Raw genomic sequence first — 19,374 nt, forward strand, 5'->3', positions numbered from 1 at the left:
GAGCCTGTGGAAATTGCTGCGGCGAGTGCTGTGTCCAGTACGCTGGGCGGATGCATAAACAGGCAGACCCGGTGGAAGAACCCGCGGAGCCCAGTAGTACCGGGCCGGGCCAGGCCCGGCGCTCCACCCACACTGCCCGGCAGGTGACCGCCCAGTGCTGATCGCCAGCGGCCTGTTCGTCATCTTCGCCCTGACCGTCCTGACCGGCTACTTCGTGGCCCAGGAATTCGCCTACGTCGCTGTCGACCGCGGCCAGCTGCAGAAGCTCGCCGACGAGGGCGACGCCGCGGCGCAACGTGCGCTCAAGGTCACCTCGCGGCTGTCCTTCACCCTGTCCGGCGCCCAGTTCGGCATCACGCTGACCGCCCTGCTCGTGGGCTTCGCCGGTGAGCCGTTACTCGGCCGGGGGCTGGCCGGGCTGATGGGCTTTACCGACCTGTCCCCCGCGGCCACGACCTCGCTGTCCGTCGCGATCACGCTGGTGTTCGCCACCGCGGTGCAGATGGTGCTCGGCGAGCTCGGCCCCAAGAACCTGGCCATCGCGCGCCCGGTGCCCCTGGCCCGGGCGCTGTCCCGCTCCACCCTCGTCTATCTCGCCGTCGCCGGCCCGGTCATCGGGCTGTTCGACAAGGCCTCCAACCGACTGCTGCGCGCGGTCGGCATCGAGCCGGTCGAGGAGCTCCCGCAGGGCGCGACCCCCGAGGAGCTGCACCGGATCATCGACGAGGCGCACACCGGCGGCCTGCTCGACGAGGACCTGTCCCGGCTGCTGGGTCGCGGTCTCGCCTTCCGCAAGCACGTCGCCGAAGAGGTCATGACCCCCCGCATCGACGTGGAGACCGTGCAGGCCGACGAGCCGGCCGCCCGGGTCCTGGAGCTCCTGGAGACCGGGCACTCCCGCTTCCCGGTTATCGGCCGGGACATCGACGACATCGTGGGGGTGATCGGTCTGCACGAGCTGCTGGCCGTCCCGGCGCCGGACCGGCCCACCGCCACGGTGCGTGACCTGGCCAGCGAGGCGCTGATCATCCCCGAGAGCCTGCCCCTGCCGCGGGTGCTGGAGCAGATGCGTCAGGCCCACCGCCAGATCGCGGTCGTCGTCGACGAGTACGGCGGTTTCGCCGGTGTCATCACCTTCGAGGACGTCGCCGAGGAGGTCGTCGGCGAGATCTGGGACGAGGGCGACATCGAGGAGGAGCCGGTCGAGGAGCAGCCCGACGGCACCTGGGAGATCCCGGCCCGGCTCCGGCTCGACGAGGTGTGGCAGACCACGGGCGTCATGCTGCCCGAGCACGAGGACTACGACACCGTCTCCGGCCTGATCATGGACCGCCTGGGCCGCGTGGCCGAGGAGGGCGACACCCTGGAGGTGGCCTGGGACGGTAGGGACGAGCACGGCGCGCCAGAGGTCCGACGGGTGCGGCTCGATGTCCTCTCGGTCCAGCGCTATGTGCCGGACACGGTGCGTCTGCACGCACCCGTCACCACGCCTGGCTCCCTGGCCGACGACGAGGCCACGTCCGAGGAGGTGAGTGCGTGACCACCACGGCCGCACTCCTGCTCAGCGTGCTGCTGCTGGTGCTCAACGCCTTCTTCGTGGCCGCCGAGTTCGCCGTCGTCGCCGCCAAGCGGCACCGGCTCGAGGAGCACGCCGCACGGGGCAGTCGAGCAGCGAAGTCGGCCGTGGCGGCCAACAAGGAGCTCTCGCTCATGCTCGCGGGCGCCCAGCTCGGCATCACGCTGTGCACCCTGGGCCTCGGCGCCCTGGCCGAGCCTGCCGTCGCCACGCTGCTCGAGCCCGCGATCCACTGGGCCGGGCTGCCCGATGCCCTGACCCACGTGGTGGCCGTGATCATCGCGATGTCACTGGTCGTCTTCCTGCACATGGTGGTCGGCGAGATGGCCCCGAAGTCGTGGGCGATCTCCCACCCGGAGACGTCGGCGATGCTCCTGGCCCTCCCGTTCCGCGCCTTCACCTGGGCGAGCCGCCCGCTCATCTGGGTGCTCAACGCTCTGGCGAACCAGGGCCTGCGAGTCTTCGGGGTCCAGCCGGTCGACACGGTCAGTGCCTCGCACGGGCCGGCCGAGCTCCAGCTCCTGCTCGCCCAGTCCCACCAGCACGGCGTGCTGCCCGACGAGGACCACGCGATGCTCACGGGGGCGCTGAAGCTCGAGGAGGAGACGATCTCCCAGGTCATGTTCCCCGTCGCTGACGCGGTCTGCGTGCCCGACACGGGCACGGCCGCGGACGTGGAGGCGATCTGCCACGAGAGCGGCCGGTCGCGGCTGTTCGTGACCCGGGACGGGCAGATCATCGGCCTGGTCCACGTCCGGGACGCCGTCCGCGCGACCGCCGCGGGCGACGAGCGGCTCTCCGTGACCCACCTCCTCCAGGAGGCCATCACCCTGCCCAACTCCCAGCAGCTGATCGACGCGGTGCAGCGCATGCGGGCCGACCGCGCCCAGCTCGCGCTGGTGACCGACGCCAGCGGAGAGGTCGTCGGTCTGATCTCGCTGGAGGACCTGCTCGAGCAGATCCTGGGCGAGTTCGACGACGAGACGGACGAGCCGGATGAGCCGGAGCAGGAGCCGACGTCGGAACCGCAGCCGACGTCGGAGCCGCAGATGACGGTCGCGACGACCTCGCTGTCCTCCTGAAGGGCGGTCGGGACCCAGAGGTACAGCGCCCAGCGCTCCCCTCCTGCAGGCAGCACCCTCCCCTCCCGCAGGGCAGCAGCAGCCTCCCCTCCCGCAGCCCGTCCGCAGTGCAACTTCGAGCCCCTCGGTGATCTGAGAGCCGACTGCAGTCGGCCCGAGGAACACGAAGGCGCTCGAAGACGTGGGTGGGGGCCGTGAACTCGGTGGCCAGCAATCTTCGCCACGCCAGGTCAGGCCGCGCGCTTGGTGGCCGATATATTCGCCACCCCACGTGCCCGGTCGCACTGAGCACTGAGGACATGTCCCTGGTCCGCTCGTCCGGGCGTTACGCAGTTGTTCGGGCGGCTGGGCGTCCGGGGACAGCAGAAGGGCCCCGCCGGGTGGCGGGGCCCTTCTGGTGGTGTGAAGTGCTGCTGGTGCGGCCGTGGCCGCTGTCGCAGTTGAGGGTCAGAGGCGGCCGTGGCCGCTGACGCCGCTGAGGGTCAGATGCGACCGTAGCCGCTGACGCCGCTGAAGACGGGGCGCAGCTGCGTCGGGAGTCCCGGGCGGCCGGAGTCGTACATCATGCCGTTGCCGGCGTAGATGCCCACGTGGTAGGCCGGGTAGCCGAAGAACACCAGGTCGCCGGGCTGCGGGTTACTCACCGGGGTGGCCACGGACTGCTGGCCCGACGCGGTGCGGGGCAGGCTGATCCCGACCTGGGCAAACACGAACTGGGTGTAGCCGGAGCAGTCAAAGCCGGCCGGGGTGCTGCCGCCGTGGACGTACATGATGCCGGTGTAGGCGGCCGCGACGCCCAGGACGCCGCCGCTGTTCGACGGCGGGGCCGGCTCGGGCTCCGGCGCCGGGGCGGGCTCGGGCTCCGGCGCCGGGGCGGGAGCCGCCTCGCGCTCGTTGGAGCGGCTCGCGGAGCTCTCGGTGCGCTCGGCGGTGGCCTCCTGCGCAGGGGCGGCGGACGCAGTCTCCTCGACGACGGGCTCGGGCTCCTCGACGACCGGGGTCACACCGGTGAAGCCGAGGGCGCCGAAGTCGGTGTCGACCTCCTGGGGCGCGGCGACGGCCACGGCCGGCAGGTCCGTGGGCTCGGCCATGATCGGCATGTTCTGCGCGAGGAGGTCGACGGCGCTGAGCGCGGTGGCGTCGGTGACGACCGACGCGACCTCATCGACGACACCCTGGGGGTTGGCGCTGGCCGGCGACACTGCCGCGGCCAGGAGGCCACCGGAGGTCGCGACAACTGCGGTCGTCTTGGCTGAGCGGGTGATGGTGGTGCCGGCCTCGGAGAGGCGGCTGGGCGCACGGTGGCGCCCGGTGGGGCGGTTGGTCACGATGTACCTCTCCAAATGCCTGCGGGGTGAGCTGTCGGGCTCGGGCTGGAGTGCGCCCGGAGTGTCCGGCGAACCGGCCACTCTTAGCCCCTAGGGGCGTCAGCCCCGGGAGTGGGTCCCCCGCTCCTGCCAGCGGTGTCTTCAAGAGATCCGGCCGCAGTGACAGGACTCAGCGCCTGCGGTCGGAGCGCCGTCGGGGGAAGGCGCGATGAAAACCATACACACCGGATCTGACGAATGTCACGTTTTGGTAAAGGACTTGTGGACAACGCGCATCGTCTGCTCACGGGGCAGGTCGACCTACCTGCACAAACGCCGGAGGCGCTAAGGGGACTCCCAGGTTGCGTGTGAGTGACTTCACATCACGACGGCGCAACCTCGACGTGTCGCGACACGTCGCCGGGTTGATGATGCCCCGGTCGCTAGTCGAGCTGGACGAAGATGTGCGAGGCCACGTCCCGCGGCAGCGAGACGGCGGTGTCGCCCTCGCGGGTGCCGGTGACCACGATCCGGTCTCCCTGCAGCTGTGCGCGCACCGTCGATCCCGGGGCCACACCGGCCTCGCCCAGCAGCCCCAGCACGTCCGGCTCCACCTGCGCGGGCTCCCCGATGCGCACCACGACAACCTCGCGCTCTGGCCCCTCCCGCAAGGCGTCCACCAGATGCCGCCCGCCGGCGGGCGCCGTCGTCCCGTAGTCAGCGTCCAGCTCGGACAGTCCCGGGATGGGGTTGCCGTACGGCGACACCAGCGGCTCCTCGATGATCTTCAGGATCCGCTGCTCGACCTCATCGCTCATGACGTGCTCCCACCGGCACGCTTCCTCGTGGACGTGCGGGAGATCCAGTCCGATGACGTCCACGAGCAGCCGCTCCGCGAGACGGTGCTTACGCATCACCCGGATTGCGGTCCGGCGACCGTGCTCGGTGAACTCCAGCTGCCTGTCGTCCTGCAGGGTGACCAACCCGTCACGCTCCATCCGGGCCACCGTCTGGGAGACCGTGGGGCCCGAGTGGCCGAGACGCTCGGCGATCCGGGCCCGCAGTGCCACGACGCCGTCCTCCTCCAGTTCGAGGATGGACTTCAGATACATCTCGGTCGTGTCGATCAGGTCAGTCATTGCGGCCTCCGTCGCCAGCTCAAGGTCTGCCTCGATCCTACTGAGGCTCCATCCGATCCAACGTCTCGCTGCGCCGAGACCATTCCTTGAGGCGTCAACGGATAGCATGGCGACGAATCCCACGACCGCAGGAGAACCATGTCCAGGCCGGACCGATCCACCAACAACGCCACCAAGGGCGGCAAGACGAAGAAGGGCAAGGCCCAGCAGGGCGCCGCGTCCGACCGCCAGGCGCGCGTGGCTCAGATCCAGAAGCAGGCCAAGTCCGCAAGCCGCAAGAGCGCCTCGGGCATCTGGATCGGCCTCGGCCTGGTCCTGGTGCTGATCGGTGGGCTGGTGGGCTGGGCGGTCTATGACCAGGCGACCAACCGGCCCGGCATGGGCGCCGTCGTGACCTATGACGAGCTCGACGACCCGTCGGACGACTTGGGGCGCAATCACGTCCAGACCGCCGTCCAGTACCAGCAGAGCCCGCCGGTCGGCGGCGACCACAACTCGACGTGGCTCAACTGCGGCATCTACGAGGAGCCGGTGCCCAACCACCACGCGGTCCACTCCCTGGAGCACGGGGCCGTCTGGCTGTCCTACCAGCCCGGCATCGCCGAGGACGACCTGAACCAGCTGCGCGACCTGGCCTCCCAGGAGTTCATGATCCTCTCGCCCAACGAGGGCCAGGAGCACCCGATCATGGCCACGGCCTGGGGCCGCCAGCTCGGGGTGGAGAACGCGGACGACACCCGCATCGAGCAGTTCATCCGTGACTGGCGCCAGGGCCCGCAGACCCCCGAGCCCGGGGCGGCCTGCACCGGCGGGACCTCGGTCGACCTCGTCGGAGGCTGACGTGGGGACCGGCACTGACCACGAGTCCGTGCCCGCTGCACGGGCCGACGAAGGAGTGACCGACATCGGCAGTATGCCGGCGGCCGGGACTGCAGGCGGGGCCCGCTGGGGCGGGGTCGGCGTCGGTCTGGTCGCCGGGATCGCGGTCCTCGGGCTGGTCCTCGGTGCACTCCTGGGCTGGATCGCCTTCGGTGGCGGCTCCTCGCCCGGTGACGACAGCGTCGAGGCGGGCTTCGCCCGCGACATGGTCGAGCACCACGCGCAGGCGGTCGAGATGTCGCTGGAGGTGCTGCAGACCACGGATGACCCGGGCGTGCGCACCCTGGCCACCGACATCGCCTCCACCCAGGGCAACCAGCTTGGGCAGATGGAGGGCTGGATCCGTCAGTGGGGTCTGCCGATGGCTCGCCCCGGCGACCGGATGGACTGGATGGGCGAGGTCCACTCCCACCACGACATGCACATGGTCGAGGGGGCGCCGATGGCCGGCATGGCCAACCCCGAGCAGATGGAGTCCTTGCGCAACGCCGAGGGCGAGGAGGCCGACGTCCTCTACCTCCAGCTGATGACCACCCACCACATCGCGGGCGTCGACATGGCCCAGGCCGCGCTCGACGCCGGGGTCGACGGTGAGGTGCGCCGCCTGGCTGCGGCGATGGTCAACGGCCAGGAGGCCGAGATCGCGTTGATGAAGGACCTGCTGGCCGACGTCGGGGCCCAGACCCAGGAAGAGCTCGGCACGACCGTCGGGGGTGCCGACGCCGGTGCGACCGGTGACGAGGGCGGCCACGAGGGTCACGCGGACGACTCTGCAGAGACCGACGAGCACAACCACTGATCCGGAGAAGGCCCCCGGTCGGCCAGGTCAGGGCTGCAGCCGGGTCAGCTCCCAGGACGCGGCGTCCGCCAGGTCACCGGGGCCGACCCGGGTGAGTGCCAACCGGTCGTGCAGCCGGTTGACCCTCCCCGCCCAGAACTCCACCCGGTCGGGCCTGACCCGGAAGGCGCCCCAGTCTTCCGGCACCGGGACGTCGTCGGGACGGCCGTGGTCAGGGAAGCGCTCGGCATACTGCTCATAGGCAGCCTCCAGCGGCGCACGGCCGGCGACGGGGCGGGACTGCTCGGAGGCCCAGGCGCTGATCCGGGCACCCCACGGGCGCTGCCGGAAGTAAACCTCCACCTCCGCCCGGTCGACCAGCTCGGCCACCCCGCGGAACCGGATGGCGCGGAACATGCTGGGCCAGGTGAGGCTCGCGGCCACTCGCGGGTCGTCCCGCAGCTGCAGCCCCTTGGTCGAGCGCAGGTTGGTGACGAAGCCGGGCCCGCGCGGGTCCAGGAAGCGCATCAGGACGGTCCGCACGTCCGGCCCGGCGTCGTCGACCGTGGCGACCGACAGCGCGTCCGGCTCGGGCACGTCCCCCTGCTCCTCCTGACGCGCGTGGGCCTCCCCCACCCACCGGCTGATCTGCTCGAACGGGGTGGCGGCGAACTGCTCCTCGCCCAGCCCCACCCCGGCATACTCCACGCGTGCGGTCCACCGTCCGTCCCTGCTCGTCACCCCTCGAGTATGCCGCGCGCTTAGGGTGGGAGGGCAAGGACCAGTCGCAGGAGGTGCACGATGGCGGGTAGTGGTAAGGCGGCGGCCCGGCTGATCAAGTACGGTCCGCTCGCGGCGGCCGCGGCCCAGAAGTGGGGTCCGGTCCTCTGGGAGCAGATGAAGAACCAGCGGGAGCCGGCCGAGAAGTTCGTGCAGGCCAAGGTCGCCAAGGGCAACCAGCGCAAGAAGGCGATGGCGCACGCCGCCACCGTCATCGACGGCTCCGTCCTGCAGGTGTTCCACCAGAACACGGCGCACTGGGTGGTGTTCTCCGGCGACGACCCCATCGCGGTCCACCCACCGACGGGCGCCTCCTTCGACGAGCTCCTGGACCGCGCCGACCTCAGCAAGCGGACGGCCCCGCGGGAGACCGCGACCCTCAAGGTGCCCAAGCCGCGGCGCCGCCCGTCCTCCAGCAGCGCTGGTGGCACGAGCTCGACACCCCGGGAGCAGCCGGCACCTGGCCCGCACACCGCCGACTCCCCGGTCGCGCCCGCCAGAGGCCGCATCGTCAGCGGTGACACGGGTGAGACCGGTGAGCCGCCGGTTGACGGCTCGAATGCACACCAGGCCTGACTCCTCGCGAAGGACCACCCTGGGCGTCGCAGGGCGCTGGCTCAGGGCGTCGTCGCGGCCTCGCCCTCAGGGCGTCGTCGCGGCCTCGCCCTCAACGACCTGCCGTCGGTTATCAGGCACGTCGATCAGGGACGCGATGACGGCCCCGAGCGCCGCCAGCCCCAGCGGGTAGACGCAGACGTAGACCCGCCAGGCCAGGTCCGCCTGGGTGCCGGGGTCGTCGCCGGAGTGGTAGCCGAAGAGGTAGCCCAGCGACGACAGGGCGATCCCGACCACGGCGCCGCCCAGCCGCCCGAAGAAGCCGAAGGCCGCCAGGAAGATGCCCTCGCGGTGGGCCCCGTGGACCGCGGCGTCCTCGTCGAGCACCCGGGCGACGATCAGGTCGTTGCTCGCCAGCAGCCCGCCGTAGCCCACGCCGAGGAAGAGCCCCGCGAGCACCGCGGTCAGGAGGCTGTCCGCCAGGAACAGCGGCACAAAGGAGAGGGCCAGCACGACGAAGGCCAGCCGCCAGGTGAAGGGCGCGCCCTTGGCGCGGACGACCCGCGTCCAGACCGCCAGGAACCCGACCGTCGCGAGGATGACGACGCCCTGGAGATACGTGGCGTAGGCGACCGGCAGACCGAGGGAGTAGCGGACGTAGAGCTGCACCCCGGTCAGCACCAGCCCCATCGCGCTGAGGTAGCAGGCACTGGCCGCGCCGATCTGCCAGAAGCGCCTGTTGGTGAGGATGTCGCGGACGGTCCGCAGAAACCGTGGGTTGCGCGCCTGCGCGGCGCGCGGGTCCTCGTGCACCCCGAGGGCCATGTAGACGATGACCACGCACGCGAGGACGGCGTAGATCACGGCGGTGATCGTGAACCCACGCGTCGTCTCCTCGGTCCCGAAGAGCGAGGTGGTCAGCCACGGCGTCAGGGCCAGCGACACGACCAGGGCCAGCAGCTGGAAGCCCTGGCGCAGGGCGTTGGCCACAGCCCGCTCCCGCTCGCGCGGGAACAGCTCGGGCAGCAGCGCCCCGTAGTTGGCGTTGATCATCGAGTCGGTCGCCTCGCAGAGGATGGCGAAGGTGACGAACCACAGCACCAGCCCCGCGCCGTCCAGCGACTCGGGGACGGCGAACATCGCGATGGTGCCGACCGCCAGCACCGGAGCCCCGACGAGCAGCCACGGGCGCCGCCGGCCCCAGCGCGTGCGGGTCCGGTCCGACAGGTAGCCCAGGACCGGGTTGTCCACGGCGTCGATGACGGCGTAGGCGATCATCACCACGCCGTAGAGGCGCACGTCCAGCCCGAGCAGGTCGACGTAGAACAGCACCATCGAGCCCTTGATCAGGTTGATCGGGATGGAGGTGCCGAACATGCCGACGGCGTAGCGCGCGGGACGCGTCACCGGCTGACCGCCCGCCCGGGTGGCCGCCGGGGGCGGGGCGCTGTCCGGTCGGTTCACGGGGGTCAGCCTGCCAGAGTATGTCGTCGGGCCGGGTCAGCGGCGGTGCGCCAGGTGCTCAGCGGCCCCGGTGGAGGGTCAGCGGCGCCGCCGGGGGTCAGCGCCCGACGGCGTAGCCCTGCATGCCGCGCGGGTTGGCGCCGGCGCTGAGCAGCCCGGTCTCCGGGTCCCGTCCCACCGCGCACATCCGCCCCAGCGTCCACGGCCCCTGTTCGAGGACCTCGTGGCCGCGGGAGGCCAGCTCGGAGCGCACCGCCTGGGGATACCGGTCCTCGATGACGAGGACGCCCGGCTCGGTGATCCTGGGCTCGAACGACCCGGGGAAGCTGGTGGTGTGGAAGGCGGGTGCGTCGATGGCCTCCTGCAGGGTGGCGCCGCCCGCCAGGTGCCGGATGAGGAAGAGCGACTGCCACTGGTCCTGCTGGTCGCCGCCGGGCGAGCCGCAGGCCAGCACCGGCACACCGTCGCGCAGCACCAGCGTGGGCGTCAGCGTGGTGCGCGGCCGGCGACCCGGGCGCAGCGAGGACGGCAGGCCCTGCTCCAGCCACATCATCTGCAACCGGCTGCCCAGCGGGAAGCCGAGCTCGGGGATGACCGGCGAGCTCTGCAGCCAGCCGCCGCTGGGTGTGGCCGAGACCAGGTTGCCCCAGCGGTCGACGACGTCCAGGTGGCAGGTGTCGCCACGGGTCACGCCGTCGGAGCCCACCTCCGGCTCCCCCGCGGGTGCCTCGCGGACCACCGTCGGCTCGCCGACACCGGGCGCGGCGCCGGCGACCTCGGTCAGCCCGGCGAGCGCGGCCACCCGTGGTGTTCGGCCACCCGGTGAGCCGGGGCGGACCGTCCGGTCGGCGGAGGCACCGATGAGCCCGGCACGAGCGGCCAGGTAGGCAGGGTCGAGCAGATCGTCGAGCGGGACAGGCTCGTCGCCGGAGTCGCCGAGCCAGGCCTCGCGGTCGGCCATCGCCAGCTTCCAGGCCTCGGCGACCGCGTGGACGGCCTCGGCCGAGGCGAGGTCGGGTGCGTCGCCGAGCGTGTCCAGCATGCCGAGCACCTGGAGCAGGGCGGGCCCCTGGCCCCACGGGCCGGTCTTGGCGATCGTGTGGCCCTGCCAGTCCCGCAGCACCGCGGGCTCCCAGGACGCGGAGAAGTCGGCGAGGTCCTGGCCGGTCATCACGCCCGGCGCCACCGTGCCGTCGGAGTGCCGGGACGGGCGGGCCACGAAGCGGTCCACGGCCTCGGCGACGAAACCCTGCGACCACGCGGCGCGGACCGCGTCGACCTGGGCCTCCCGACCCCGCGCCCCCTCGCTCGCGGCGACCAGCCGGTCGAGGGTGTCGGCCCACGCCGGGTTGGTGAACAGCTCCCCCGGCCCGGGCGGTCGGCCGCCGCGCAGCCAGAGGTCGGCCGAGGTGGTCCAGTCGGACTCGAACCGGCCCCGCACCGCCTCGACCGTGGCACCCACCCGGGGGACCAGCGGGTGACCGTGCCGGGCGTAGTGCTGAGCGGGCGCGAGGACCTGGGCGGGCGACATACTGCCGTGGTCGCGCAGCAGCAGGAGCCATGCGTCGACGGCTCCGGGCACGGCCGCGGCCAGCAGACCGGCGCCCGGCACGCGGTCCAGGCCCAGCCCGCGGAAGTGCGCCTCGGTCGCGCCGGCCGGTGCGGGGCCCTGCCCGCAGAGCACCCGCGGCTCGGGGTCGTCGGCGGTGGTGATGATGGCCGGCAGGTCACCGCCGGGACCGTTGAGGTGGGGCTCGACCAGGTGGAGCACGAAGCCGCCGGCGACGGCCGCGTCGAAGGCGTTGCCGCCCTGCTCGAGGATGGCCATCGCGGTCTGGGAGGCGATCCAGTGCGTGCTGGAGACCATGCCGAAGGTGCCGGTGAGCGTCGGTCGCGTGGTGAAGCCCGTCATGCGCTCAGTTGATCACGGCCGCGACGATCGCCGCGACGAAGAAGAGGGCGAGGGCGACCAGGACGATGAGGCGCCGTGACCGGGGCGTCATCAGGCGACCTTCTCGGGCAGCGGCTCGGTCGGGCCGCGCTGGACGCTGAGCCAGTTGCCGGGCTCGCGTTGGAGCCGGACGCGGATGTCGTCGGTGCGCATGACGTAGATGGTCGCAACTGCGACGGCCAGACCGCACGTCACGGTGGCGATGAGCACGGTCCAGCGTGGGCCGAAGGTCTCCCCGATCCAGCCGATGACCGGCGAGCCGACCGGGGTGCCACCCATGAAGACGGCCATGTAGAGCGCCATGACGCGGCCCCTCACCTCGGGCGCGACGCTCAGCTGGATCATCGAGTTCGCCGTCACCATGACGGTCAGCGCCGACAGTCCGGTCGGGATGAGCATCAGGGTGAAGAACACGAAGTTCGGCGCCAGCCCGACGAACAGGGTGCACAGCGAGAACAGCCCCATCGCACCCAGCAGGTAGCGCAACCGCGGCTTCTCCCGGCGTGCCGCGAGGAGGGCGCCGCCGAGCGAGCCGATGGCCATGACCGAGCCGACGATGCCGTACTCCTCGACGCCCTTGCCGAACGCCTCGGTGGACATCAGGGCGTTGGTCAGCTGGAAGTTCATGCCGAAGGTGCCGTGCACGAAGACCAGCGCCATGATCAGGATGATGTCCGGCCGGTGCCGGACGTAGGCGATGCCCTCCCGGATCCGACCCTTGCCCTTGCTCCGGGGTGCCGGCGTGAGGTCGCGACCGTTCATCGCCAGAAGCGCCAGGAGCACCGCACCGAAGGACACGGCGTTGATCAGCAGCGTCGGGCCGGTGCCCACCCAGGCGATCAGCAGACCGGCCAGGGCCGGGCCCATCAGACGACCGCTGTGGAAGGAGGCGCTGTTCAGGCCGACCGCGTTGGCGACGTGGGTCGGCGGCACCATCTCGGAGACGAACGCCTGCCGGGCCGGGCCGTCGACGGCCGCGGCACACCCCTGGAGGAACGCCAGGAGGTAGATGTGCCAGAGCTCGACCACCCCGGTGACGACGAGCACACCCATCGCGAGCGCCGTCAGGGCCATCAGCGACTGGGTGACCATCATGACCCGGCGCTTGGCGAAGCGGTCGCTGACCGCGCCGGCCGCGGGCGCGAGCAGCAGCATCGGCAGGAACTGCAGTCCGGTCACGATGCCCAGCGCCTGGGCCGAGTTGTTGGTCAGCTCGGTCAGGACCAGCCAGTCCTGCGCGACCCGGCCCATCCAGGTGCCGGTGTTGGAGACGATGCCTCCGGCGGCGTAGATGCGATAGTTGCGGATGCCCAGCGAGCTGAACATCGCGCTCACTGGTCGAACACCCGGTTCAGCAACTCGCTCGCGCGCGCCAGCAGCTCGCGGTCCTCGACGCTGAGCCCGTCGAGGTGCTCGTTCATCCAGGCGTCCCGGCGCGCCCGGTGCTCGTCCAGCTCGCGCTCCCCCGCCGGGGTGAGCGACAGGCGCACCACGCGGCCGTCCTCGCTGTCCGTGGCCCGCTCCACCAGACCCAGCTCGACCAGCGCACCGACGGTGCGGCTCATGCTGGGGGCGCTGACCCGCTCGATGGCCGCCAGCTCCCCCGAGGAGTATGACGAGTGGGCCAGTCGGACGATCACGCTCAGCTGGTGCGGGGCGATGGTGCTGGTGGTCTCGAAGCGGACGCGCCGTGAGACGCGCATGCACGCGATCCGCAGGTCGTGCGCGAGCCGCGCGGTGCGCTCCGCCGAGTCGGTCTGGTCTGAGGCGGTCTGGTCCTGGGCGGGCAACAGGTGGTCCTTGAAGTCGCAGGTGAGGGCTTTGCTTAGCCTAACTCATTACCTCTGCTAACTATTCCTCGGGTGACGCGAGCCGACCCGGAGGGGACGTCCGGTGGGACGCCCTCCGGGCCGGAACGGGTTGTGGATGCTCAGGCGCCGAGCAGCTCGCGGATCGGCTCCAGGGTGAAGTAGATCAGGAAGAGGACGCCGATCAGCCACATCAGCGGGTGGACCGCCCCGGCCTTGCCGCGGACGATCTTGACGAGCACGTAGGCCAGGAAGCCGGCCCCGATCCCGACGGTGATCGAGTAGGTGAACGGCATGAGGACGATGGTCAGGAAGGCCGGGAACGCGATCTCCAGCTCGTCCCAGTCGATCTCCTTGACCTGCCGCATCATCAGGTAGCCGACGACGACCAGCGCCGGGGTGGCGGCCTCGTAGGGGACCATCGAGACCAGCGGGGCGAAGAAGGTCGCCAGGAGGAAGATCAGCCCGGTGACCACCGAGGCCAGACCGGTCCGGGCGCCCTCGCCGACGCCGGCCGCCGACTCGATGTAGGAGGTGTTGCTGCTGACGCTGGCGGCGCCACCGGCGGCCGCGGCGATCGAGTCGACGATCAGGATCCGGTTGGTATGCGGGGGGTTGCCCTCCTCGTCGAGCAGGTCGCCCTCGGCACCAACCGCGACCATCGTGCCCATCGTGTCGAAGAAGTCGGCGAGCATCAGGCTGAACACCAACAGGATCACCGTGACGATCCCGATGCGCTCGATCGAGCCGAGCAGGCTGAACTGACCCAGGAGGCCGAAGTCGGGGATGTTGGCGACGTGGTCGGGCAGCTGCGGGATGTTCAGGCTCCACCCGGTGGGGTTGACCAGCTCTCCCTCGGCGTTGGTCTGTCCCCCGATGTCGAGGACCGACTCGAGGATCACCGCGAGCAGGGTGGCGCCGACGATGCCGTAGAGGATGGCACCCTGGACCTTCTTGGCGTACATCACGACGATGGCGACCAGGCCCAGCACGAACACCAGCGTCGGCCAGCCGGCGAGCGAGCCGCCGATGCCCAGCTCGACGGGCGGCGCCCCGGCAGGCTTGCGCACGATGCCGGCATTGACCAGCCCGACGATCGTGATGAACAGGCCGATGCCGACTGAGATCGCCACCTTGAGCGGGGCCGGGACGGCGCGGAAGACCGCCTCGCGGAAGCCGGTCAGCACCAGGATGAGGATGATCAGGCCCTCCAGCACGATCAGCCCCATGGCGTCGGCCCAGGTCATCCCGGGCAGGCCCGCGACGCCGAAGGTCACCACGGCGTTCAGGCCCAGACCGGCCGCCAGGCCGAGCGGATAGTTGGCGACGACACCCATGAGGATCGTCATCACACCGGCGACGAGGGCGGTGGCGGCGGCGATCATCGCCACGTCGCCACCGGCCAGGTAGTTCCCGGTGCTGTCCGGGACGCTGGTGAGGATCAGCGGGTTGAGGACGACGATGTAGGCCATCGTGAAGAAGGTCGCGATCCCACCCCGGACCTCCCTGGCCACCGTGGAGCCCCGCCGTCCGATCTCAAAGTAGCGGCTCAGCGACGACTCGTTCCGGGGGTCGCGGCTCAGCGATGACTCGGTTGACTCTTCTTCGGTCGAGACAGACATGGCGCATACATTAGGCACATGGCACAGGACGCTGGCACCCAGGCCGCCGGTGCGGCTGACCCCCAGCCGCCGGTCGGTGCGCCGCTGCCGGTCCCCGGAGGCGCGGCCTCGAGCGGGCACCCTCTGGAGGGCACGGTCGAGGCTCCCGAGGTGACGCTGCGGACCATCCGGGTGGTGCGCTGGGGCATCGCGCTGTGGGTCCTGGCCCTGGTGGCCGTCCTTGCCCTGCCCTCGCTCCGCGAGGGAGAGCGGGACTGGTGGGTGTGGGTCCCGGTCGCCGGGATCGTGCTCGGCGGCATCGGCCACGTCTACCTGGCCCGCGGACGCGGCAACGCCGCGGACGCGTAGGAGCCTCAGCTCTCGACGATCTCCAGCACGTTGTCGTCCAGGACGGGCGGCTCCACGACCTCGGGCTCGGGACGCTCGATGTCGACCTCGCTGTGGGCGCCACAGCCGTGGTCCAGGCTGACGACCCCGCCGTCGCTGGGCGACCACTCGTTCGCGCAGACCCCGAAGACCGCGCGCAGGGCGCCGGCCATGGGCACGAAGTAGCCGCACGAGCGGCACTGTGCGGGAGCCTTGCGAGCGACCTCGGTGGAGGGCCCGTGGTCCCCGTCATACCACCGCTGCGCCGCGGCCTCACGCCCCTCCGCGGAGAGCACCCGAGGACGCCCGAGACCCAGCTCGACGAAGCCGACCTGGTCGACGTCCTCGTCGCCGGTGGCCTCGAAGCCCGCCTCGAGGAACGGGTCGTCGTCGATCCGGGGGGTGATGTCCCCCGGGCCGACGTCCCCGGGAGCCAGCCGCTCGGCATACGGCACCCAGGCCGGGGAGAGCAGGGCGTCCTCGCCGGCCACCAGGTGCGTCTCACTGAGCAGCGGGGTGCGGCCGCGCGGGGGGCGCGTCAGAGTGATCGCCCAGCGCCAGCCGGGGTAGGCCACCGCGGTGCAGTCGAAGTAGTGGGTGCCGACCCGGTCCTCATCCATGACGAAGCCGGCGTGCTCGCCGACCGTGCCCGGCTCGGCGATCGCCACGGCGGCCTCCCGCGCGGCCTCCTCGGCCGCGGCCAGGACAGCGTCGCGCCTGGGTGCCGCCATGCTCAGGCTCCCGCCTCGAACTGGTCGGCGACGGCTCGCAGGCTCTTGGCCAGGGCGCCGGACAGACGCTTGTCGGGGTAGCGGCCCCGACGCAGGCTGTTGGAGGAGTCGTCGAGGAGCTTGATCAGGTCCTCGACGACGACGGCCATCTCGTCGGCGGGCTTGCGGTCGCGCAGCGCCATCGACCGGCTGACCGACGGCGCGGGCTCGAGGAGACGCACGTGCAGCGCCTGGTCGCCCCGACGCCCCTGGGCGATGTCGAACTCGACCCGGGCGCCGCGCGCCAGCGTCTTGACGCCGGCCGGGAGGACGGAGGCGTGGACATAGACGTCCTGACCCTCGTCGCTGGAGAGGAAGCCGAAGCCCTTCTCCTCGTCATAGAACCTGACCTTGCCCGTGGGCACTGTGCACCTCTTAGCTCGGATTGCATGGGGAAGCAGATCCCAGGTTATCGTCTCGCCGCCCGATCTCCCGCCTCGAGGCGCGTGGGCTCAGCTCACCGCGCGACGGACCAGCTCGACGATCCGCGCCTCCACCTTGGCCTCATGCGGCCAGCATCTCCTCCAGCAGCTCCTGGTCGGCCCGCTCGCTGGCGCGGACCAGCGCCGCGTAGGCCCCACCGGCAGCCATCAGCTCGTCGTGGGTGCCGCGCTCCTGGACCCGGCCCGCCTCGAGCACCACGATCTGGTCGGCGTGCCGCACCGTCGACAGGCGATGGGCGATGGTGATGACCGTGCGCCCCTCGCCCAGCTCGTCGAGCGCGCGCTGGACGGCCAGCTCGGTGCGGGTGTCCAGCGCACTGGTGGCCTCGTCGAGGATCAGCACGCGCGGGTTGCGCAGCAGGGTCCGGGCCAGCGCCAGACGCTGCTGCTCGCCTCCGGAGAACCGGTGGCCGCGCGCCCCGACGACCGTGTCGTAGCCATGGGGCAGTGCCGTGATCACCTCGTGCACCTGGGCCGCGCGGGCCGCCTGCTCGATCTGCTCGTCAGTGGCGTCCGGGCGCGCGAACCGCAGGTTCGCCCGCACCGTGTCGTGCAGCAGGTAGGTCTCCTGCGACACCACCCCGACGACGGACGCGCGCTGCTCCGAGCTGAGCTCGCGCAGGTCGATCCCGTCCAGGGTCACGCGGCCGCTGGTCGGGTCGTAGAGCCGGCTGACCAGCGCGGCCAGCGTGCTCTTGCCCGAGCCCGTCGGGCCGACGATGGCCACGTGGGTGCCGGCCGGGACGGTCAGGTCCAGGTCGCTGACCGCGTCGCGATCCGCGTCAGTATGACGGAAGGTCACCTTCTCGAGAGCAACTCGCCCCACGGCACACTCCGGGTCGAAGTCGGCCGGCTGCGCCGGCTCGGGCACCTCGGCAGTGAGGTCGAGATACTCGAAGATCCGGCTGAACAGGGCCATCGAGGCGGTGACCTGGACGCCGATGTTCAGCAGCCCCATGACCGGGCGGAAGATGCCGGCCTGCAGGGCGATGAACGCGACCAGGGTGCCGATCGTGATGCCGTCGGAGGTGACCGGCAGCCCGGCGATCAGGTAGATCATCGCGGGGATCACCGCGAAGATGATGCTCATCGTGGCGGTCCGCCAGCGTCCGGCGATCTGGGCGGCGACCTCCAGCTCGAGCAGGTCGTCGGAGGCGCGGTGGAAGCGGTCGGCCAGCGCCGGGCCGGCTCCGAGGGTCTTGCTCAGGCGGGCGCCGCTGACCGACAGTGACTCCTCGACCTGGCCGTGCATGCCGGCGAGCGCCTTCTGCCGCTTGTCGGTGGCCTCGCGGCGGAGCCGGGCGACCGAGCGGCTGATGATCACCGCGGGCGGGATCACGATGAGGGAGAGCAGCGCGAGCTGCCAGCTGAGGGCCACCATCGCGATCAGCGTGCCGACCACGGTGGCGATGTTGCCGGCCAGGCTCGTGGCCGTGGAGGTGACCACGCCCTGGAGGCCGGAGATGTCGTGGGTCAGGCGCGACTGCACCTCTCCCCCGCGGGTGCGGGTGAAGAAGGAGAGCGACTGCTTCTGCAGGTTGGTGAACACGTCGGTGCGCAGGCTGTGCATGATCTTCTGCCCGACGGTGGTCGAGATCCAGGTCTGCACGACGCCGAGCATGGCGTTGACCGCGGCGACGCCGACCATGGCGGCGACCAGGACCAGCAGCAGCTGGACGTCCTGGTGCGGGATCGCGTCGTCGACGAGGGCCTTGGTGAGGAACGGGGTGGCCAGTCCGAGGGCGGAGCTGGTCACGATGATCGCCAGCACGGTCATCAGCGTGAACCGGTGCGGGCGGAAGAGTGCGAGGACACGGGAGGCGCTCACCGGGTGAGCGGCGAGCTGCGCCTTGTCCTTGGGGTCGGGGCGGGTGCCTTCTCGGCGACCTCCGCCCGAGCGGGGTGCGAAGTCGTGTGCGGCTTCCATGGGCACCCCTCCTTTCTGCTGGTGGCCGGTCATCGGTGCCGGCCGGGCGTCTGTGTCGATACTGAGGTTACCACAATTTGTATATACCTCGCAAATCTGTTAGGCTTCCTCCTGCGACGGTCCCCACGCAGCAACAGAGCGTTTTCACCACGGACCCGCAGAAGGGATGCGACACATGCATCACCACTCGAACCACACAGACCACGACAACGACCACGATCACGACCACGACCACGACAACCATGGCCAGCGGGGGCACGGCCCACGTGGCCGCGGTCGGCCTGGCCGCGGCCCACGCGGCCACGGCCGGCGGGGCGGTCGCCCCACGCCCGGCCCGATCGACCCCGAGGCCTCCGAGCTGGAGCTGATCCAGCACCTGGCCCGACGCCTGCGTCGCGGCTCCGCGGTGGAGACCGCCCCCTGGGGCCTGTCCCCGCACCAGGCCCGCGCCCTGGCAGTCATCGCCCGCGCGACCGGGCGGCGCCACCGCCACTCCTCGGACGCGGAGGCTGCGGAGGCACGCCCCGCCGTCTACACCGGCCTGCGCCTCGGAGCCCTCGCGGAGTGGCTCCAGATCGCGCCGCGGTCGGCGACCGAGGTCGTCGACGGGCTGGAGGAGCTGGGCCTGGTGGCCCGCACCCCGGACCCGGACGACCGCCGCGCCGTGCTGGTCGGCCTGACCGACCGCGGCCGCGAGGTCGTCAAGGAGCTCCGGGCCGCGCGCCGCGCGCCGTCCGAGCAGCTGCTCGATGCGCTGAGCACCGAGGAGCGCGCCCAGCTGCGCACCTCCCTGCTGACCCTCCTCGAGGCGGCCGACCGCTGACGCGGTCCCATGATGACGTGACCCCGTGAGCGGTGCCGCGCGCAGCCGCGCCGGGACCACACGGCATACGACAACGAGGCCCCGCACCACCTGGTGCGGGGCCT

General features: G+C 71.4%; 18 protein-coding genes and 1 riboswitch. Of the genes, 7 read left to right on the forward strand and 11 right to left on the reverse strand.

All coding sequences use genetic code 11. The annotated features are described in order from the left end of the window. The first annotated feature begins 154 nt into the window (after window positions 1-154). On the forward strand, window positions 155-1,540 hold the full coding sequence (locus MWU75_RS15970; RefSeq protein ID WP_247092704.1) for a hemolysin family protein: 1,386 nt from the start codon (window positions 155-157) through the stop codon (window positions 1,538-1,540). After that, window positions 1,537-2,658: a hemolysin family protein gene (locus MWU75_RS15975; protein ID WP_247092706.1), complete on the forward strand. Its 1,122-nt coding sequence runs from the start codon at window positions 1,537-1,539 to the stop codon at window positions 2,656-2,658. Before MWU75_RS15970 ends, MWU75_RS15975 begins: the two co-directional genes overlap by 4 nt. Before the next feature lie 482 nt (window positions 2,659-3,140). On the opposite strand, the gene MWU75_RS15980 is transcribed toward MWU75_RS15975, so the two are convergent. Both MWU75_RS15980 and MWU75_RS15985 read right to left on the reverse strand, forming a co-directional pair. Further along, a complete protein-coding gene (locus tag MWU75_RS15980; RefSeq protein WP_247092709.1) occupies window positions 3,141-3,986 on the reverse strand; it encodes a C40 family peptidase in 846 nt (281 codons plus the stop codon). Window positions 3,987-3,988: 2 nt separating this feature from the next. Next, window positions 3,989-4,151, reverse strand: a riboswitch (cyclic di-AMP (ydaO/yuaA leader). A gap of 257 nt (window positions 4,152-4,408) precedes the next feature. Beyond that, entirely contained in the window at window positions 4,409-5,104 is a 696-nt protein-coding gene (locus MWU75_RS15985) for a metal-dependent transcriptional regulator (RefSeq protein ID WP_247092711.1), read from the reverse strand. Window positions 5,105-5,242: 138 nt separating this feature from the next. Here MWU75_RS15985 and MWU75_RS15990 point away from each other — a divergent pair, with 138 nt between their 5' ends. Both MWU75_RS15990 and MWU75_RS15995 read left to right on the forward strand, forming a co-directional pair. Beyond that, the gene (locus MWU75_RS15990) at window positions 5,243-5,944 is read left to right on the forward strand and encodes a DUF3105 domain-containing protein (protein ID WP_247092713.1); all 702 of its coding nucleotides are present in this window, start codon (window positions 5,243-5,245) and stop codon (window positions 5,942-5,944) included. Window position 5,945: 1 nt separating this feature from the next. Beyond that, a complete protein-coding gene (locus MWU75_RS15995) occupies window positions 5,946-6,782 on the forward strand; it encodes a DUF305 domain-containing protein (RefSeq protein WP_247092715.1) in 837 nt (278 codons plus the stop codon). A gap of 27 nt (window positions 6,783-6,809) precedes the next feature. On the opposite strand, the gene pdxH is transcribed toward MWU75_RS15995, so the two are convergent. Next, complete coding sequence (gene pdxH, locus MWU75_RS16000; protein WP_247092717.1) at window positions 6,810-7,502, reverse strand: pyridoxamine 5'-phosphate oxidase; 693 nt, start codon at window positions 7,500-7,502, stop codon at window positions 6,810-6,812. 60 nt (window positions 7,503-7,562) lie between these two features. Here pdxH and MWU75_RS16005 point away from each other — a divergent pair, with 60 nt between their 5' ends. Further along, window positions 7,563-8,117: a hypothetical protein gene (locus MWU75_RS16005; RefSeq protein ID WP_247092719.1), complete on the forward strand. Its 555-nt coding sequence runs from the start codon at window positions 7,563-7,565 to the stop codon at window positions 8,115-8,117. 66 nt (window positions 8,118-8,183) lie between these two features. Here the strand turns inward: MWU75_RS16005 and MWU75_RS16010 are convergent, their stop codons facing one another. The 5 genes from MWU75_RS16010 to MWU75_RS16030 all read right to left on the reverse strand — a co-directional run bounded on the left by MWU75_RS16010 (window position 8,184) and on the right by MWU75_RS16030 (window position 14,941). Further along, window positions 8,184-9,560, reverse strand: coding sequence for an MFS transporter (locus MWU75_RS16010; RefSeq protein WP_247092721.1), 1,377 nt, complete (start codon window positions 9,558-9,560; stop codon window positions 8,184-8,186). Window positions 9,561-9,657: 97 nt separating this feature from the next. Continuing rightward, window positions 9,658-11,472: a gamma-glutamyltransferase gene (locus MWU75_RS16015; RefSeq protein WP_247092723.1), complete on the reverse strand. Its 1,815-nt coding sequence runs from the start codon at window positions 11,470-11,472 to the stop codon at window positions 9,658-9,660. Between the two features lie 90 nt (window positions 11,473-11,562). Then, the gene (locus MWU75_RS16020; RefSeq protein WP_281497378.1) at window positions 11,563-12,837 is read right to left on the reverse strand and encodes an MFS transporter; all 1,275 of its coding nucleotides are present in this window, start codon (window positions 12,835-12,837) and stop codon (window positions 11,563-11,565) included. Window positions 12,838-12,842: 5 nt separating this feature from the next. After that, the gene (locus tag MWU75_RS16025) at window positions 12,843-13,301 is read right to left on the reverse strand and encodes a MarR family transcriptional regulator (protein WP_247092726.1); all 459 of its coding nucleotides are present in this window, start codon (window positions 13,299-13,301) and stop codon (window positions 12,843-12,845) included. 140 nt (window positions 13,302-13,441) lie between these two features. After that, window positions 13,442-14,941, reverse strand: a complete 1,500-nt coding sequence (locus MWU75_RS16030; RefSeq protein WP_247092728.1) for an NCS2 family permease — start codon at window positions 14,939-14,941, stop codon at window positions 13,442-13,444. An 18-nt stretch (window positions 14,942-14,959) separates the two neighbouring features. On the opposite strand from MWU75_RS16030, the gene MWU75_RS16035 reads away from it, so the two are divergent. Then, window positions 14,960-15,289 carry a DUF2530 domain-containing protein gene (locus MWU75_RS16035; protein WP_247092730.1) on the forward strand — a complete coding sequence of 110 codons (330 nt, stop codon included), beginning with the start codon at window positions 14,960-14,962 and terminating at the stop codon, window positions 15,287-15,289. A gap of 5 nt (window positions 15,290-15,294) precedes the next feature. Here MWU75_RS16035 and MWU75_RS16040 read toward each other — a convergent pair whose 3' ends face one another. From MWU75_RS16040 to MWU75_RS16050, 3 genes are all read right to left on the reverse strand, one after another. Continuing rightward, window positions 15,295-16,038 carry a DUF3027 domain-containing protein gene (locus MWU75_RS16040; protein ID WP_247092732.1) on the reverse strand — a complete coding sequence of 248 codons (744 nt, stop codon included), beginning with the start codon at window positions 16,036-16,038 and terminating at the stop codon, window positions 15,295-15,297. Window positions 16,039-16,040: 2 nt separating this feature from the next. Further along, window positions 16,041-16,442 carry a cold shock domain-containing protein gene (locus MWU75_RS16045; protein ID WP_247092734.1) on the reverse strand — a complete coding sequence of 134 codons (402 nt, stop codon included), beginning with the start codon at window positions 16,440-16,442 and terminating at the stop codon, window positions 16,041-16,043. A gap of 139 nt (window positions 16,443-16,581) precedes the next feature. Continuing rightward, window positions 16,582-18,447 carry an ABC transporter ATP-binding protein gene (locus MWU75_RS16050; RefSeq protein ID WP_247092736.1) on the reverse strand — a complete coding sequence of 622 codons (1,866 nt, stop codon included), beginning with the start codon at window positions 18,445-18,447 and terminating at the stop codon, window positions 16,582-16,584. 175 nt (window positions 18,448-18,622) lie between these two features. On the opposite strand from MWU75_RS16050, the gene MWU75_RS16055 reads away from it, so the two are divergent. Then, window positions 18,623-19,270, forward strand: a complete 648-nt coding sequence (locus tag MWU75_RS16055) for a MarR family transcriptional regulator (protein WP_247092739.1) — start codon at window positions 18,623-18,625, stop codon at window positions 19,268-19,270. Window positions 19,271-19,374: the final 104 nt, after the last annotated feature.

The organism is Ornithinimicrobium sp. F0845 (assembly GCF_023015765.1).
In the GTDB taxonomy this organism is placed as follows: Bacteria; Actinomycetota; Actinomycetes; order Actinomycetales; family Dermatophilaceae; genus Ornithinicoccus.

What these genes read in the sequence shown, in the direction of transcription:
- MWU75_RS16055 (WP_247092739.1), top strand. Translation starts at nt 18,623, where the DNA reads ATGCATCACCACTCGAACCACACAGACCACGACAACGACCACGATCAC.
- MWU75_RS16040 (WP_247092732.1), bottom strand. Translation starts at nt 16,038, where the DNA reads ATGGCGGCACCCAGGCGCGACGCTGTCCTGGCCGCGGCCGAGGAGGCC.
- MWU75_RS16005 (WP_247092719.1), top strand. Translation starts at nt 7,563, where the DNA reads ATGGCGGGTAGTGGTAAGGCGGCGGCCCGGCTGATCAAGTACGGTCCG.
- MWU75_RS15990 (WP_247092713.1), top strand. Translation starts at nt 5,243, where the DNA reads ATGTCCAGGCCGGACCGATCCACCAACAACGCCACCAAGGGCGGCAAG.
- MWU75_RS16015 (WP_247092723.1), bottom strand. Translation starts at nt 11,472, where the DNA reads ATGACGGGCTTCACCACGCGACCGACGCTCACCGGCACCTTCGGCATG.
- MWU75_RS16035 (WP_247092730.1), top strand. Translation starts at nt 14,960, where the DNA reads ATGGCACAGGACGCTGGCACCCAGGCCGCCGGTGCGGCTGACCCCCAG.
- MWU75_RS15985 (WP_247092711.1), bottom strand. Translation starts at nt 5,104, where the DNA reads ATGACTGACCTGATCGACACGACCGAGATGTATCTGAAGTCCATCCTC.
- MWU75_RS16050 (WP_247092736.1), bottom strand. Translation starts at nt 18,447, where the DNA reads ATGGAAGCCGCACACGACTTCGCACCCCGCTCGGGCGGAGGTCGCCGA.
- MWU75_RS16030 (WP_247092728.1), bottom strand. Translation starts at nt 14,941, where the DNA reads ATGTCTGTCTCGACCGAAGAAGAGTCAACCGAGTCATCGCTGAGCCGC.
- MWU75_RS16020 (WP_281497378.1), bottom strand. Translation starts at nt 12,837, where the DNA reads ATGTTCAGCTCGCTGGGCATCCGCAACTATCGCATCTACGCCGCCGGA.